Here is a 15447-nt window from a genome sequence, read left to right on the forward strand (position 1 = left end):
ACATAGCTGCTCATTAAAACTGTACTTTTCAGTCAGCCAATAAAAAAGGAAGCCAAAGCTTCCTCTTTTATATAGATTTATTTGAATTAATCTAAACCTTCAGCGACTTGAGGAGTTTTTTGCTCCATCATTTTTCTGTCGACTTCATCTGGATTGTTTAAAGCATCATTTAGCTTATCTTTATCTAAAGCACCGACCCATTTTGCAACAACAATCGTTGCTAATGAGTTACCAACAAGGTTAGTTAATGCACGGGCTTCTGACATGAAACGGTCAATACCTAAAATCAATGCCAGACCTGCCACTGGAATATGTCCTACAGCAGATAAAGTTGCAGCCATAACAATAAAGCCAGAGCCTGTTACACCCGCAGCACCCTTAGATGAAATTAAGAGTACCAATAACAAAGTAATCTGATGTTGAATATCAAGCTGTGTATTTGTTGCCTGAGCAATAAAGATTGCGGCCATAGTCAAATAAATTGACGTACCATCAAGGTTAAATGAATAACCTGTTGGGATAACTAAACCAACTACAGATTTTTCACAACCTGCAATTTCAAGTTTACGTAACATGCGAGGCAAAACAGATTCAGAAGAAGATGTACCAAGTACAATTAATAACTCTTCACGAATCAGGCGAATCATCTTAAGGATACTGAATCCGCTAATACGGCTGATTGTACCCAAAATTAAGAAGATAAAGAGTAAGCACGTAATATAGAAGCAGATAATGAGCTGCCCTAATTGTACGAGTGAACCAACACCATATTTGCCGATAGTGAATGCCATTGCACCGAATGCACCAATCGGAGCTAATTTCATGACCATATTCACAATGTTAAAGAACACGTGTGCAACTTGATCAATAAATTTTAAAACTGGACGTCCTGCATCACCTAACTTATGTAAAGCAAAACCAAAGAGAATTGCAAAAAGAAGGACTTGTAAGATTTCACCATTTGCAAATGCGCCAACTACCGTATCTGGGATGATGTGCATTAAGAAATCAATGGTAGATTGTGACTCACCAGAACTGACATATTTTTGAATGCCCGAAGTATCGAGAGTGGTAGGGTCAACATTCATCCCTACACCCGGTTTAGCAATGTTAATTACAACAAGGCCAATTAGAAGTGCAATTGTTGAAACGATTTCAAAGTATAATAACGCAACGCCGCCAGTTTTTCCGACTGACTTCATGCTTTCCATGCCAGCAATACCGCTTACCACGGTACAGAAAATAACTGGAGCGATGATCATCTTGATCAAACGAATAAAGGCATCACCTAATGGCTTGAGTTTTTCACCTAACCCCGGAATATGCTGTTCGACACCATTGACAATTTGCGTTGAGCTTGGAGAAAAATGCCCTACCAAGATACCCGCAATAATCGCAATAATCACCTGAAAATAAAGTGATTTATAAATCGGTTTTTTAGCCATAACTTTACTTCAATCTATATTTCCAAGTCCGTTGGAAATACCAAAATGAAACGTCTATTCTTTACGAATACACAGCCCTAACCTTTCACATTAACACCGCAAAAGGGAAATGGTTTTTTGTGAACAAAAAACCTTCCTACTACCTCAATGAAAACAAAATCAATGCTTTCTAAAACAGGAGAATACCTGAAGTTTCTAACCACTATGAGTAGCTAGAAATAACCTCTTACTTTTTCAATAAAAAGCTGAAGATATAGGAGAATCACATAAAATTATGATATGAGTGCTCAAAAAAGCACGGGAAAGTGTACTCGAATTAAATAACGATTCGGTTAAATTTTTAGCTGATACGCATAAAAAACACTCAGGCAATCCTAAGACTTTAGTATAAGAAACACTTTTGATATTTTTTCAGCAGTTTTTTATGTCATATTGATTAAATACTTGTGGACATTTCATTTTGAGCTGCCTACATCCCATCATTTTTATTGTTTTGAACTACGATGAATACTAAACGTAATATCTATAAAGATGCTGAACATCCCTTTGCTCAATATGTCCGTATTTTAGGTAAGGGGAAAACCGGATCTCGCTCTTTAAGCTATGAAGAAGCCTATCAAGCATTTACCATGATTTTAAAAGGTGAAGTGCTAGATGTACAGCTAGGCGCATTTTTAATGCTGCTTCGGGTTAAAGAAGAATCGATTGATGAACTTGCAGGGTTTGTGCAAGCGACCAAAGATCAGCTTCATTTTGAACCTTTAGATGTTGATTTAGATTGGTCATCTTATGCAGGTAAGCGAAAACACTATCCATGGTTTTTGTTAGCCGCTCTTACACTTGCTCAGCATGGCCATAAAATTGTTATGCATGGTGCATCAGGTCACACGCTTAACCGTGTTTATACTGAGCAAGTCTTAGAATATCTTGGTTATCAAATTTGCCATTCTGAACAAGAAGTTCGTACACAATTAGCAGAGCAAAATTTTGCTTACTTACCCCTAGACGTGATTTCACCAGTTTTAAGCGAATTGATATCTCTAAGAAATGTCATGGGATTGCGTTCGCCTATTCATACTTTGGCCCGTTTGATTAATCCTTTTAACGCTAAGGCTACCTTACAAGCAATATTCCACCCTGCTTACAGAACTTCTCACCAACATAGTGCATTACGCTTAGGCTATCAAAATAGTGCCGTCATTAAAGGTGAAGGTGGTGAATTTGAACGAAATCCAGATGCAAAAACACTCATTTGTGGTATTAAAAATGGTGAGCTCTATGAACATGAGTTGCCAAAGCTCACACCTGAACGAAGCCCAATTGAAGAAGAATTAGATTTAGCAACGTTTAAAGCAGTATGGCTTGGTCAACAGCACCATGAATATGGAGAAATAGCCGTAACAGAAACCATCGGAATCGCGCTATATACGATGGGCGTTGTTGCTAATTTTGAAGAAGCGATGCAAAAAGCAAAAGTGTTATGGAATACACGAAATTTAAGCAATCTTAATTCGTAGTTAACAAATACTATCGTGAAGGTCGACATGGATGTCGACCGTATCACTGCGATACAGGAAGTATCGTCAGTGATACAAAGGATTTTTGGTTACTTTTGATCCTTCAAAAGTAATAAAAGCCTATATGCTATAACTTATGAAAAACATGCTATATAAGGCTCTATGGAATAACCAAAAATAATTTTTCTGTCTTATTAAGTTTTAAACAAAACGAATCGGTTTAAACTCTGGTTCATGCTTGTGATGATCATCATCACACTCTTCACCTTCTTCTTTGGTACCACGGTCAATATAACCGCTACGCTGATCTTCTGGTAAGTTCTTCAACTCCCAAGCGATTACAGCTTGCATACAAGTTTCACGCTGCTCTTTAGTTAAAACAACGCCGTTTGGCCATTTACCAATTTCTACTGCTGTTTTTAAACGCTCTACAATTTCAGGGTTTAAAACAGATAGCATTTGTTCAATATTCATGATTCATCTCTTTGAAAAGATTCAAAATCTTGGTTCCAACCAAGTTTGGTACGGCAGGCCATATAGAAATCATAACCTGGTGGATGCAATAAACTTAGTTTAAATGGGTGTTTACGGATGTGTAAACTGTCTCCAACATTGAGCGAGACACTATGTTGTCCATCTGCACTCACCATTGGTAATACCCGATTTTCGCGAATAACGATTTTAATTTCGCTTTGACCACCGACTACGATGGGACGTGATGACAATGTATGGGGATGCATTGGAACTAATGCAATAGCATCCATACTTGGATGTAAAATTGGACCACCACCTGACAATGCATAAGCCGTTGATCCGGTTGGAGTCGAAACAATTAAACCATCACTATGTTGGCGGTAAACATATTGACCATCAATATTAAGTTCGAAGTCAATCATGTGTACTGATTTACCCGAGTGCAAAACCACATCATTTAAAGCAATGGCGTCATAAATGACTTCACCATTTGTTCGTACTTCCATTTCAAGTAAGAAACGACGGTCAAGCTGGAAATGCCCTTGAAGTACTTGGTCAAGTTTAAAAATGGCTTCTGAAGGTTTGATATCAGTTAAAAAACCTAACCGCCCGCGGTTGATACCGATAACAGGCGTATTGTAGCGAACTAAAGCTCTAGCAGCATGGAGTAAAGAACCGTCGCCTCCAACAACTATGACTAAATCAGCAACTTCACCCAATAAATGACGACTTACAATTTGTGCATGATCATAAGGCACTAATTCAGCAGTTTCCTGATCAAAAATGGGGTTTAAGCCTAGGTTCAACAAATGATCATGAATTAAACATAGTGTTTCTACTACTGATGATTTATCTGGTCGACCGATTAACCCGACGTTTCTGAAGGACTTATGTGAAATTTGCACGAATGAGTAAGCTCCGCTGCGATACTTGGCTATAATAACATTAACCTGATTAATTTAAAAAAACATAACAACAAGATGCTGTAAAATTCAATCTAAGTTTTCCAATTATTCACAGTTTTATCATTGCAAATTGATGACAAGCTATCGCATCATTACAGGCATTGTTAGGGTTTTATCTCATTTTTATGAAGTTTGAACGTGGTATCGGTTTCTTTGCACTAATCTTTTCCATTTTGGTCATTGGTGCTTTTATTGCTCTTAGTATCTATCTGATTCGTTTAGATAATATTATCCGTGAAAAATTTGAAGGACAACGGTGGGATATTCCTGCCAAAGTGTTCGCACGACCTTTGGAAATTTATAATAACGCACCTATTACCCAAGCAAATTTCACTCAAGAATTAAAACTCTTGGGTTACAAAACTTCAAGTAATTATGACAAGTCTGGAACCTATGTTGCTCAGGGTAGCAATATGTATATCCATACACGTGGTTTTGATTACGGCGACAGTGTTGAACCCGAACAAGTACTAGAATTAAGTTTTGCAAATGATCAAGTTGCTGAAGTTCGAAGTACAAAACCTTCTTCAACAGGTGTTGCGCGGCTAGAGCCACTTTTGATTGGAGGGATTTACCCTCAACATAATGAAGACCGTGTTCTCATTAAACTGAATAATGTCCCTAAACCTCTTATTGAAGCTTTAATTTCAACAGAAGACCGTAATTTCTATCATCATCACGGGGTTTCAATTCGTGGTACTGCTCGTGCATTGGTGAGTAATATTACAGGCGGAAAGCGTCAAGGTGGTTCAACCCTAACTCAACAATTAGTTAAAAACTTCTATCTCACACCTGAACGCACATTAAAACGTAAAGTTAATGAAGCATTAATGGCTTTACTCATTGAGCTGCATTACAGCAAAGATGAAATTTTAGAAGCCTATTTAAATGAAGTGAATCTAGGCCAAAATGGTAGCTACTCAATTAATGGCTATGGTTTGGCTTCTCAATTTTATTTTGGTTTACTGTTACGTGAACTTAGCGTTGCACAGCAAGCTTATTTAGTTGGTTTAGTGCAAGGCCCTTCTTTATATAATCCTTGGAAAAATCCTGAAGGTGCAAAAAAACGCCGCGATACCGTATTAAATAACATGCGTGTAATGGGCTATTTAACTCAAGCAGAATACGAAGATGAAATTGCACGTCCTTTAAATGTGCTAAGCAAACCAAGTTTAGGTCCTGCAAAATTCCCTGACTTTTTAGATATTGTGCGTCGTCAATTACGCACAGAATATCAAGAAAGTGATTTAACTAATCAAGGCTTACGTATTTTTACGACTTTAGACCCAATTACTCAAACTCAAGTTCAAAATGCGTTTAAAGCTTCAGTAGACCGCTTAGCAAACAGCAACCCAGCCCGTTTGAAAAACTTACAGGGTGCGGTACTCATTGCACATCCAGAAAACGGCGAGCTCGTTGCTGCTGTTGGTTCTACACAAGACTTTACTGGTTTTAACCGTGCTGTAGATGCAAAACGTCAAGTCGGTTCTTTATTAAAACCTGTAATTTATTTAAGTGCTATTGAATCTGGGCGTTACAACTGGGCAACCCAAATTGAAGATGCGCCGATTAGTGTCCCTGTAGATGGTGGCAAAAGTTGGACACCTAAAAACTATAGTGGTGGCGGACATGGTGTAGTCAGCCTGAGTGAAGCTTTGGCAAATTCATATAACCTCTCTGCTGTACGCTTGGGTCAAGAGTTTGGTTTATCTACATTTACAAACAACTTAAGAAAGTTTGGTGTTGAGTCGACCATTCCTGCCTACCCTTCTATTTTCCTTGGGGCAGTCAATATGTCACCAATGGAGGTTCTGGGAATTTATGAGAACTTTGCTACAGGTGGCTTTAAATATCCAACTCGTGCGATTCGATCTGTCGTAGATGCCAATGGTCGCCTGCTTGACCGTTATGGCCTGAATGTTCAACAAACCATTGATCCATCTGTTGGTTATATCATGAACTATGGTTTACAACAGGTCATGTCTTCGGGTACTGGTCGCGCAGCTTATAATAGCTTGTCTCCAGCTTTAAAATTGGCGGGTAAATCAGGCACGACTAACGATACACGTGACTCATGGTTTGCGGGTTACTCAGGTAACCACGTTGCTGTAGTGTGGTTAGGTTTAGATGACAACAAAGTGACTGGATTAACAGGTTCATCTGGTGCATTGCCAGTATGGATTAATGTGATGAAACAATTACGTCAAACGCCTGTAAACCTACGCCAACCAGACACTGTACAGTGGCAGTGGATTGACCGTGCAACGGGTGATTTATCTGCTCAAGCTTGTGATGGTGCTATGTATATTCCGATGCTAACGCATACGGTTCCGCACCGTGCTACGCCATGTGGAGCACCTTATTATCAAGTTGATCCAACATATACGCCACAAAGTGATAACACAATTCCTGACTCTCAGGATGATAATACCGACAGTTATATTCGTGAAAGTGAAAACCAGATGGAACAAGATCTGTCAAACAACTCACGGGTAATTTCAAGTGGTAGTTATAACAACTAAGCGTTAACAGGAAATTAGGATATGTTGAAGAAAGGTGTTTTTTATATTGGTGCTGTTCTTATGGTCGGCTGCACAACTCTGCCCGATCATTCTGACTCCAAAGAGAAAACACCTACTCCTCCAGTCAAAAAGACGGAAACTCCATCAGGTGTAAAAATTACGCCTTATGATCACCCAGAAATTCAACGTAAAAATTTACAGGTGATTGTTCCTCAGCAAAAAAAGCCTCAACATTTTAGTGATGATGGCAGCCAGTTACCTGCATTTAAAGTTTTAATGCAAAAAACACAGCAGGCTTATAAAAATCAGCAGTGGTCAGAGGCAGAGCGCTATGCACTTCAAGCACAGCGTTTAGCACCACAGGCCGCTGAGACTTATTTATTTCTTGCACTTACGGCAAATCATGAACAGCAATATTCTAATGCTGAGTCTTTAGCAAGACGTGGTTTGAGTTTTGCCCAAAGTCAGCCAATGAAAAAGCAGCTTTGGTTGGTTATCTTAAAAGCTGGGCAACAACGCAATAATCAAAAAACTGTTCAAGAAGCACAGCAAGCATTAAAAGCCCTTTAGCTTTTAATGCTTTTTTATTTTCTCATTAGAAATTACGAATACCTCCTAAGCCATATGCACCATGCTGCTGTGCAGTGGCTAAATCATCCGGATGCACTCCTCCTAATGCAAAAACTGGAATCTGGCTATTTTGAGCGAGATCACTAAAACGTTCCCAACCTAATACAACAGCATCTGGATGAGTCGTTGTTGGTTTTACAGGACTAATAAAAACAGCATCACAACCAATCTGCTGAGCTTGTTTTAAAGAAACGGCATCATGACAAGCAGCAATATAACGTACGCCCACTGTTAAATCGCCTTTATGCAAATTCATGAGTTGAGATTGCTTTAAATGAACTGTCTTTATTTGTTTTTGTAATTCAGGACTTAATTGATGCCAGATATCTACATTTATAATTAAACTTGATCGTTGCCCTTCATCTAAAGCAGTTAATTGCTCTATATACTGCGGCTCGAATTCTTCGATACGCCAGTACAATAAAGCATCACTACTTTCTACCGTTGAAAGCGTATTGCTAATTTTGATGAGATGAGGCCAATAGAGTCGTTTTATGATGTTTTTATTGGCTTTTGGAAAGTTTAAATGAAGTAGCTGATCACGTGTGTACCATGCCCATGGCTGGTGAATAAGATTTAATAACTCATCAGGTACATAACTATGGAACAAATGAAGGTTGACGATAATGTCATCATATTCATGGTGAATATAATCAAACTGATGCCAATCTTTTAAACCAATACCCACTTCTTCATAGATTTCACGGCGGCAGGCTTCTTCTGGTGTTTCACCTTGTTCAACCTTTCCACCAGGGAACTCATGCTTTCCACCTTGATGTTGCTGCTCTTCGCGCCATCCAACTAATATTTTTCCACGATGGATCAAGATTGCTATAGCGACATCGACTATTGGTTTGGGCATCTTTTTACTCTCTAAAACTTTTCTCAAGTGTAAGCAAATTTTATCATTTTATAAAATCTTAAAAATCTCATTGACAGATCTATTCGATAATGATTATCATTTAAATCGTTCAAGAACATACCACGGAGCACAACAAATGAACGCACCTTTTAGCTTATTTACCCGTAACAATGACACAGCTCACGCCTTACCAATGTTACATTCTAATAACCTCTTTGCATTAGGCCGTGAAATTCGCATTATGCATGCTGGCGAGGAATATCGTTTACGCCTCACTCGCAACAATCGCCTAATTTTAACTAAATAAAAAATATACTCGCGTTTCAATAATATTCGTGGGAAAACAAAAAATGGATAGCATGGGTAACCATGCTATTTTTTATGAAGGAAGAATAATCTCTGCCCTCAGACCACCTTGTTCAGCATGCATAAAACGTAATTTGCCATTATGCAATTCAATAATTTTTCGAGTAATTGAAATTCCTAAGCCAGAACCTTGCTGCTGAGTACCCAGTACCCGAAAAAAACGCTGCCCTAACCGTAATAGCACTTCATCATCTACTCCATTTCCCGTGTCTTCAATACACACCTTAATTTGCTGTTCATATTGACTAATCTCAACATGAATAGAGCCTAGTGTCGGGCTATAACGAATGGCGTTATCAAATAAATTTCTAAAAGCAATAAACAGTAATTCTTCATTCGCATATGTTTTAGTTTCTGTCGATAAAGTATTGGTCTCTATCAACATCTGTTTAGCTTTCGCGTCTAAATCTACAGTTTCAATGACTCTTGCTAGTAAGTAATTTAAATCGATAACTGTCTTAGGAAGTTCAGGCTGTTCAGCTTCATTAGGTTCTAAGCGGGCCAGAAGTAATAAATTTTCAAGTATTTTTGTACTTCTAGAAACGTCTTCTTGTATGCGTTCAAAATCTTGATGAAGTTCTGGAAGATGTTGGTATTTACGCTGCAAAACCTGAAGACGCATTTGTATGGCAGATAAGGGAGAGCGTAGCTCATGCGAAGCATCCGCGGTAAAACGCTGTTCAGCAACGAGAGCTCTTTGCAGTCTTGCAAGCAATTGATTTAAAGCATCTATAACAGGTTGAATTTCTGTAATGACATCCGGCTCTTGAATCGGTTCTAAATTTGATGCAGTTTTTTGAGCAATCCGTCTAGAGAGTAGATTTAACGCGGCCAACTCATGTTCGGTACGCCAACTTATAATCACCCATTGTAATAGCCAGAACAACACCATAAGACCGCTATATCCAGCAAGTGCTTTGAGTACCTCTTCAACACGTGTACTCATTGGTTGAAAAACTTCAACTTGTAGCTGAGAGTCTTCTTGTTGTGCAGCCAGACTACGCCATAATTGGCCATCAAACCAAAAATACGAAAAACCTTTTGATAAGTTACCTTGCTCAAAAAGTTCATGCTGATAGCTATGAGAATGAGTAAGTACTTGGCCTGTGTTTAATAACTCATATTGAATATCAAATTCATCACTCAACTCATCAAACTGTTTCATGGAGTGTTCAGAAAGATCTGAAACCAGCAAAGTATCTGAAATTTCATCCATAATTTCATCTTGCACTGACATGTTGTGATAGATAGAAAATATGGTGAGTAAGCTTAAAGCCAGTAATCCCACCACGATACTACTCCACATCGTAGTTTTAACCAGTTGAGACTGCAAAGATGAGCGATTCGATTTCATTTTACATCTCCCATACGGTAGCCTAGCCCCCGTATGGTTTTAATACTGCTGCTTCCGATTTTTTTTCGAAGTTGATAAATAAATACTTCGATTGCGTTACTTTCAATTTCCTCGCCCCATGCATAGAGTGCTTCTTCTAATTGATCACGGGTAATAATATGCTCGGGATGCACCATAAGCTTACGCAGTATTTGGAATTCTTTTGCAGTTAAATCGATAGACTTGCCTGCGCTTAATACAACTTTCGCTTGTGTATCAAGTTGTAAGTCACCCCATGTTAAAACCGATTGCTGACTCAAAGTTTGTTTGCGTAATTGAGCGCGGATGCGAGCCGATAACTCTTCTAAACTAAAAGGCTTAACCAAATAATCATTTGCGCCTAAATCTAGCCCCTCTACCCGATCATGAATGCTGTCACGTGCAGTAATAAAAATAACAGGAACATTTTTTTGTTTATGGCGGATCGTTGTTAAAACCTTTTCACCAGCCAGTTGAGGTAGTCCCCGATCAAGCAAAATACAGTCATAATCATGCTGTTCGATTGCCGTAAGTGCATAATCACCTCTTTCGACCCAATCTACCTGATAACCGTCTAACTCTAACCATGATTGAATGCTTTCAGCTTGAGAGCGATCATCTTCTGCAAGCAAAATTCTCATCTATTTTTCCTGTTATATCCTGATTTGATCTTGCCAAGCCTTTATAAAAAAAGCAAAGCCGCATGATTTAAATGCGGCTAAAAGTAGTAGATCTACAGACCTTATTCATTAGAACTGAACTTGATCCACATCAATTTCTACGCGTTTTAAAGGTTTATAGTCAATGTCTACTTCACCAATTAAAGTCACATTTGTATTGGCTGAAATAGGGCGACCTTGCCAAAGTTCATCATCTACATCAATTGTAATGCTACCTGTCTTATCACGGAATTGATATTTTTCATCACCTAAAGACTTTACAACCTGACCATGTAATTTGATCGGTGTATTATCTTTTGAGGTTAATGCCTGTTTTACTGTGGTGACAGTTGCCGGAGCAATTGCAGCTTGATTCACTGGTGTATTCGCGACAACTACGCCAGCAGCAGTCATACCAGCAGTCATCAACATTACTTTAAGCATATTCATATTATTACCCTCTGTTTATGGTTCCCTCTTGGGATAAAGCAATTAAATCAACCATAAATGAGGTGAATCTTAAGAAAAACTTAATTTAATGGCACAACCCTCAAGACCTCTTCTAATGTCGTAAGTCCTTCAATCACTTTACGGGCTCCTGCAATTCTTAAAGGTTCTATACCTTCTTTTTTAGTTTGAGTTCTTAAATCATTTAATGTCACATGACTACTAATAAGGTGTTTAAGCTCAAGACTGACTGGCATAAATTCGTAAATACCGACTCGCCCTTTATAGCCTGTATGACGACATTCTTCACAGCCTACTGCCTGATAAACCGTTTCAGGCATTTCCATAATGTAGTCAAAGGTTAGGTGTTCCCACTCATCCTCATTAATATGAGTTTTTTGCTTACAGTGTGGGCAAAGCTGCCGTACTAAACGCTGTGCGAGCACACCTAAAATGGTTGCGGCTGTCAGAAAAGACTGTACCCCTAGATCATGTAAACGAGTCAAACTAGACGGTGCATCATTTGTATGTAAAGTTGATAAAACCAAATGACCTGTTAATGCTGCCTGAATGGCCATATTCGCTGTATCTTGATCACGAATTTCCCCAATCATAATAATGTCAGGGTCTTGGCGCATAAGCGCACGCACACCGTCTGCAAAGCCTAATTCAATTGTATTATTGACCTGCATTTGGTTAAAACTAGGCTCTAGCATTTCAATCGGATCTTCAATGGTACATACATTGACCTGCTCGGTTGCAAGCTGCTTTAAAGATGAATATAGCGTGGTCGTTTTACCGGAGCCTGTGGGACCCGTGACTAAAATAATACCGTGGCTATTTTTTGTTAATTGTTGCCACTGTTGTAATAAACGCTCCTCAAAACCCAATTGCTGAAAAGAACGTACCAACACATCAGGATCGAAAATACGCATAACCAGTTTTTCACCAAATGCGGTTGGTAAGGTTGATAAACGTAATTCGGTTTCTTGCCCTTTAGGTATCCGTGTTTTTAATCGACCATCTTGCGGTTTACGCTTTTCCGCTACATTTAAACGTCCTAAAATTTTAATCCGAGAAATCACGGCGGTCAGTGTATTTGAAGGCATGTTATAAATAGTGTGTAAAACGCCATCAATCCTAAACCTGACTTTACCATTATCTTTACGCGGTTCCATGTGAATGTCACTGGCACTCTGCTCAAATGCAAACTGTAAAATCCAGTCGACTAATTTCACAATATGCTGATCATTAGCATCTGGGTTTTGACTATCGCCAAGCTGCAAAAGTGCTTCAACATTTTTACTGTCACGGTCATGAGCTGCATCTTTTTGAGCAGAGTTTACCGCGCGACTCACCTGATAATATTCGCGCAAATAGCGTTGTAACTGTTCGGGATTAAGCAGTACCCGTTCAATTTTTTTAGGCGCTAGACTACGTTCAAGGTTATTAAGCCAATCTGTTTGAAATGGTTGATCTGTTCCAATCACGATTCGGTCAGCATGAATTTCAACAGCTAAAATATGGTTACGAATGGCAAACTCTTGTGACATGACCTGCGTTAAAGCGCTGACATCTGCCTTTAAAGGATCGATCACAAATAGAGGTAGCTGAACCCGATCTGCAAACCATAAACATAAGCGGTTTAAACTCAAATGCGCATGTGTGTGTTGCTGATCTTTTAAATTAAAATGTGCTATCCACTGTAATGGATGCCACTTTAACTGGTCTTTTTGGCGGTGACTTGTCTGTACCAGTAATTTATCTCGTTCTGTTATACGGCCTTCTTGTAATAGTTGTTCTAGACACCAATACGTATCTATTTCTACATGTGCATTCATGCGTTATCCCCAATATATTTTTATAATATAGCAGAGATGTTTCACATTTAAATATCCTTTAACATCAGTTAATTAAACCAATTCTCATCTTAATATTTTTTTGTGTCACAGGTCATATTTATAGAAATATTTTCTACATAGTTTTGTCTAAAAAAGACACTATGCTCACTATAATAAAAAGCATAAACTGAACATGAATACATGATTTTAAAATGATTCAAATCCACATATAACAATAAGCGAAGAGGAAGTAATATGGAACTTCCAATGACAATGTCATTACAAACAGCATCATTTGAAGAATTCATTACAGTCATTGCTGCGGCGCTTGGTTGTGGCTTATTAATTGGTTTAGAACGAGAACGAAGTAAGCTTAAACATGAATATAAAACCTTTGCGGGATTTCGATCTTTTGCCATTAGTGCATTATTAGGAGCGGTCTGTTTTTTATTTGGCATTGAAATTGGAATTGTAGGTGCCTTACTCATTGGTGCCATTAGTATTGTTTCCCTCAAAAATCAACCCAATGACCCGGGCGTGACCACCGAACTCGCCTTTATTATGACTTACTTCATCGGGGCACTTTGTATTTGGAATATTTCGCTCGCTGCCGGCCTAGCTGTGATCATGACAACTATCTTAATAGCTAAGCAGTCTATGCATGGTATTGCCAGTCAGTGGATTACTGAATCTGAATTACGTGATGGTATTTTTCTACTTGCCTTACTGTTAATTGCTTTGCCTTTAGTTCCAAATAAACCTTTTTGGGGTCCAGTTTTAAATCCACATGTGATTTTAAAATTACTGACTTTAATCTTATTTGTACAAGCCCTTGCCCATATAGCAAAGCGACTTTTGTCATCTAAAAATGCTTTATTACTTTCTTCTTTAGCTTCTGGATTTGTTTCTAGTACAGCAACTATTGCCAGTTTAGGTTTAGAAGTACGCTCAGGCAAAGCCAACGCAACAACAAATGCAGGTGCTGCATTGATGTCTTGCGTTTCAACACTGATTCAAACCTTAATTATTGTGATCGGCATTAGCTTTGCTTGGTTCAAGCTGATTATATTTCCTACACTTATTGCCTTAGTAGTTTTAGCAGTATGGGCCTTTATTTTATTACGTAAAGCCGAGCCTAGTACAGCTTCACCCGAGCTGGACTCAAGAATGTTCAGCTTAAAAGAAGCCATTATTATTGCGGGTACACTTACCCTTATTCAGGCAGGTGTTTATGGTTTAAGTCTATCTTTAGGCGATGCGGGATTAATCGCGGGGACTTTACTTGCTTCATTATTTGAAATACATGCAGCTATAGCGGCGGTCATTGTGCAAGGAGAACCTGATAGCGCACATATGACGCCTTTATTAATTGCCTTTTTAGGAGGTTTTGCAGTTCACGCTCTTGCTAAAAGTGTGAACTCTGCAATTTCGGGCGGACTACACTATGCCCTTGCTTTCGTTCCCGCCCAGCTCATTCATATGGCTATTTTTATTACTTTACTTTGGCTCAACATCCACTGGTTTTAAAATATCTATTATGCAAGCGCAGAAGTCTTCACCACATCAATGAGGGTAACTACAAACTGATCGACCTTAAAATGAATATCAAAGTCTGAAAATTTCATTTTATAGATTCTTTCAGAGTCTTCTTGATAGGCAGGCCGAGGATCTAAAGCTAATACTTGCTCAAGCTCATCAATGTATTGCGAATCTATTTCTTTATTTTGAAGAAAATATTTTTGCGCTGTTAATGCAGCTTCAGTCCACATGACTGCCTTTCGTTCAGGTTCTGCATGTGCATAACCACTTTGAGCCTCCGCAATTGCATCAGAATATTGAATATAGGGTTTGATATCTAAAATTGGGGTGCCATTTAATAAATCACTTCCAGTGACATAGACACGCACAGACTTCCCCACTTTTTCGACTTTATTAAGTTTTACGACTGAAAGCCCGATTGGAGAAGGTCTATACATACTTCGTGTAGCAAATACTCCAATTTTTTCATTACCACCTAAACGTGGCGGACGAACCTGTGGACGGAACTTATCTGCACTGCCTTGATTTTTATTGTCATGAAACTGCCAAACTAACCAGAGATGACTAAATTGCTCAATTCCCTCAAATGCTAACAAGTCGTTATATGGTTCTACCATATCAATATAAGACTCGATATTGACCAAATTAGGCTGGCGTGGAATACCGAATTTTTCACGATAGGGAGAGCACATGTGGCCAATGATAGGGAAGGTGACAGAATTGATCATCACTTTTTCTTATAAACACAATTAAATATATTCAGTTTATCGGGAATGAAATTAGATTAGAATAGCAATCTGTTTTCTTT

At 38.6% G+C, this 15447-nt stretch carries 14 protein-coding genes; 5 read left to right on the plus strand and 9 right to left on the minus strand.

The genetic code is table 11. The features are described 5' to 3' along the window. Positions 1–86: 86 nt before the first annotated feature. Positions 87–1445 carry a dicarboxylate/amino acid:cation symporter gene (locus ACO6UW_RS00925; protein ID WP_002118145.1) on the minus strand — a complete coding sequence of 453 codons (1359 nt, stop codon included), beginning with the start codon at positions 1443–1445 and terminating at the stop codon, positions 87–89. Positions 1446–1948: 503 nt separating this feature from the next. Here ACO6UW_RS00925 and ACO6UW_RS00930 point away from each other — a divergent pair. Continuing rightward, entirely contained in the window at positions 1949–2962 is a 1014-nt protein-coding gene (locus tag ACO6UW_RS00930; RefSeq protein ID WP_057062024.1) for a glycosyl transferase family protein, read from the plus strand. 201 nt (positions 2963–3163) lie between these two features. Here the strand turns inward: ACO6UW_RS00930 and ACO6UW_RS00935 are convergent, their stop codons facing one another. Continuing rightward, the gene (locus tag ACO6UW_RS00935) at positions 3164–3436 is read right to left on the minus strand and encodes a YeaC family protein (RefSeq protein ID WP_002118245.1); all 273 of its coding nucleotides are present in this window, start codon (positions 3434–3436) and stop codon (positions 3164–3166) included. Next, positions 3433–4341 (minus strand): NAD(+) kinase, encoded by a 909-nt coding sequence (locus tag ACO6UW_RS00940; protein WP_005073476.1) that lies wholly within the window; start codon positions 4339–4341, stop codon positions 3433–3435. The genes ACO6UW_RS00935 and ACO6UW_RS00940 overlap by 4 nt, the downstream gene beginning before the upstream one ends. 185 nt (positions 4342–4526) lie before the next feature. Between ACO6UW_RS00940 and mrcB the strand changes: the two genes are divergently transcribed. Both mrcB and ACO6UW_RS00950 read left to right on the plus strand, forming a co-directional pair. Continuing rightward, positions 4527–6923 (plus strand): penicillin-binding protein 1B, encoded by a 2397-nt coding sequence (mrcB, locus tag ACO6UW_RS00945; RefSeq protein ID WP_422405102.1) that lies wholly within the window; start codon positions 4527–4529, stop codon positions 6921–6923. A gap of 21 nt (positions 6924–6944) precedes the next feature. Continuing rightward, the gene (locus ACO6UW_RS00950) at positions 6945–7493 is read left to right on the plus strand and encodes a tetratricopeptide repeat protein (RefSeq protein WP_057062026.1); all 549 of its coding nucleotides are present in this window, start codon (positions 6945–6947) and stop codon (positions 7491–7493) included. 25 nt (positions 7494–7518) lie between these two features. Here ACO6UW_RS00950 and ACO6UW_RS00955 read toward each other — a convergent pair whose 3' ends face one another. Continuing rightward, positions 7519–8415: an NUDIX domain-containing protein gene (locus tag ACO6UW_RS00955; protein WP_057062027.1), complete on the minus strand. Its 897-nt coding sequence runs from the start codon at positions 8413–8415 to the stop codon at positions 7519–7521. A 136-nt stretch (positions 8416–8551) separates the two neighbouring features. On the opposite strand from ACO6UW_RS00955, the gene hemP reads away from it, so the two are divergent. Continuing rightward, a complete protein-coding gene (gene hemP, locus ACO6UW_RS00960; protein WP_002118129.1) occupies positions 8552–8722 on the plus strand; it encodes a hemin uptake protein HemP in 171 nt (56 codons plus the stop codon). 72 nt (positions 8723–8794) lie between these two features. Here the strand turns inward: hemP and ACO6UW_RS00965 are convergent, their stop codons facing one another. The 4 genes from ACO6UW_RS00965 to ACO6UW_RS00980 all read right to left on the minus strand — a co-directional run bounded on the left by ACO6UW_RS00965 (position 8795) and on the right by ACO6UW_RS00980 (position 13100). Next, positions 8795–10135 carry a sensor histidine kinase gene (locus ACO6UW_RS00965; protein ID WP_057062028.1) on the minus strand — a complete coding sequence of 447 codons (1341 nt, stop codon included), beginning with the start codon at positions 10133–10135 and terminating at the stop codon, positions 8795–8797. Further along, positions 10132–10794, minus strand: a complete 663-nt coding sequence (locus ACO6UW_RS00970) for a response regulator transcription factor (protein ID WP_014207221.1) — start codon at positions 10792–10794, stop codon at positions 10132–10134. Before ACO6UW_RS00970 ends, ACO6UW_RS00965 begins: the two co-directional genes overlap by 4 nt. 108 nt (positions 10795–10902) lie before the next feature. Beyond that, the gene (locus ACO6UW_RS00975) at positions 10903–11262 is read right to left on the minus strand and encodes a NirD/YgiW/YdeI family stress tolerance protein (RefSeq protein ID WP_002118236.1); all 360 of its coding nucleotides are present in this window, start codon (positions 11260–11262) and stop codon (positions 10903–10905) included. 80 nt (positions 11263–11342) lie between these two features. Next, positions 11343–13100 carry a GspE/PulE family protein gene (locus ACO6UW_RS00980; protein WP_057062029.1) on the minus strand — a complete coding sequence of 586 codons (1758 nt, stop codon included), beginning with the start codon at positions 13098–13100 and terminating at the stop codon, positions 11343–11345. Positions 13101–13355: 255 nt separating this feature from the next. On the opposite strand from ACO6UW_RS00980, the gene ACO6UW_RS00985 reads away from it, so the two are divergent. Beyond that, complete coding sequence (locus ACO6UW_RS00985; RefSeq protein ID WP_057062030.1) at positions 13356–14627, plus strand: MgtC/SapB family protein; 1272 nt, start codon at positions 13356–13358, stop codon at positions 14625–14627. Between the two features lie 8 nt (positions 14628–14635). Here the strand turns inward: ACO6UW_RS00985 and tsaA are convergent, their stop codons facing one another. Next, positions 14636–15367, minus strand: a complete 732-nt coding sequence (gene tsaA, locus ACO6UW_RS00990; protein ID WP_081037728.1) for a tRNA (N6-threonylcarbamoyladenosine(37)-N6)-methyltransferase TrmO — start codon at positions 15365–15367, stop codon at positions 14636–14638. Between the last annotated feature and the right edge of the window lie 80 nt (positions 15368–15447).

It is taken from the genome of Acinetobacter sp. JADD-222 (assembly GCF_049310645.1).

Coding starts and splice junctions, on each gene's coding strand:
- ACO6UW_RS00925 (WP_002118145.1), bottom strand. CDS start 1,445: ATGGCTAAAAAACCGATTTATAAATCACTTTATTTTCAGGTGATTATT.
- ACO6UW_RS00930 (WP_057062024.1), top strand. CDS start 1,949: ATGAATACTAAACGTAATATCTATAAAGATGCTGAACATCCCTTTGCT.
- ACO6UW_RS00935 (WP_002118245.1), bottom strand. CDS start 3,436: ATGAATATTGAACAAATGCTATCTGTTTTAAACCCTGAAATTGTAGAG.
- mrcB (WP_422405102.1), top strand. CDS start 4,527: ATGAAGTTTGAACGTGGTATCGGTTTCTTTGCACTAATCTTTTCCATT.
- ACO6UW_RS00950 (WP_057062026.1), top strand. CDS start 6,945: ATGTTGAAGAAAGGTGTTTTTTATATTGGTGCTGTTCTTATGGTCGGC.
- ACO6UW_RS00955 (WP_057062027.1), bottom strand. CDS start 8,415: ATGCCCAAACCAATAGTCGATGTCGCTATAGCAATCTTGATCCATCGT.
- hemP (WP_002118129.1), top strand. CDS start 8,552: ATGAACGCACCTTTTAGCTTATTTACCCGTAACAATGACACAGCTCAC.
- ACO6UW_RS00965 (WP_057062028.1), bottom strand. CDS start 10,135: ATGAAATCGAATCGCTCATCTTTGCAGTCTCAACTGGTTAAAACTACG.
- ACO6UW_RS00970 (WP_014207221.1), bottom strand. CDS start 10,794: ATGAGAATTTTGCTTGCAGAAGATGATCGCTCTCAAGCTGAAAGCATT.
- ACO6UW_RS00975 (WP_002118236.1), bottom strand. CDS start 11,262: ATGAATATGCTTAAAGTAATGTTGATGACTGCTGGTATGACTGCTGCT.
- ACO6UW_RS00980 (WP_057062029.1), bottom strand. CDS start 13,100: ATGAATGCACATGTAGAAATAGATACGTATTGGTGTCTAGAACAACTA.
- ACO6UW_RS00985 (WP_057062030.1), top strand. CDS start 13,356: ATGGAACTTCCAATGACAATGTCATTACAAACAGCATCATTTGAAGAA.
- tsaA (WP_081037728.1), bottom strand. CDS start 15,367: ATGATCAATTCTGTCACCTTCCCTATCATTGGCCACATGTGCTCTCCC.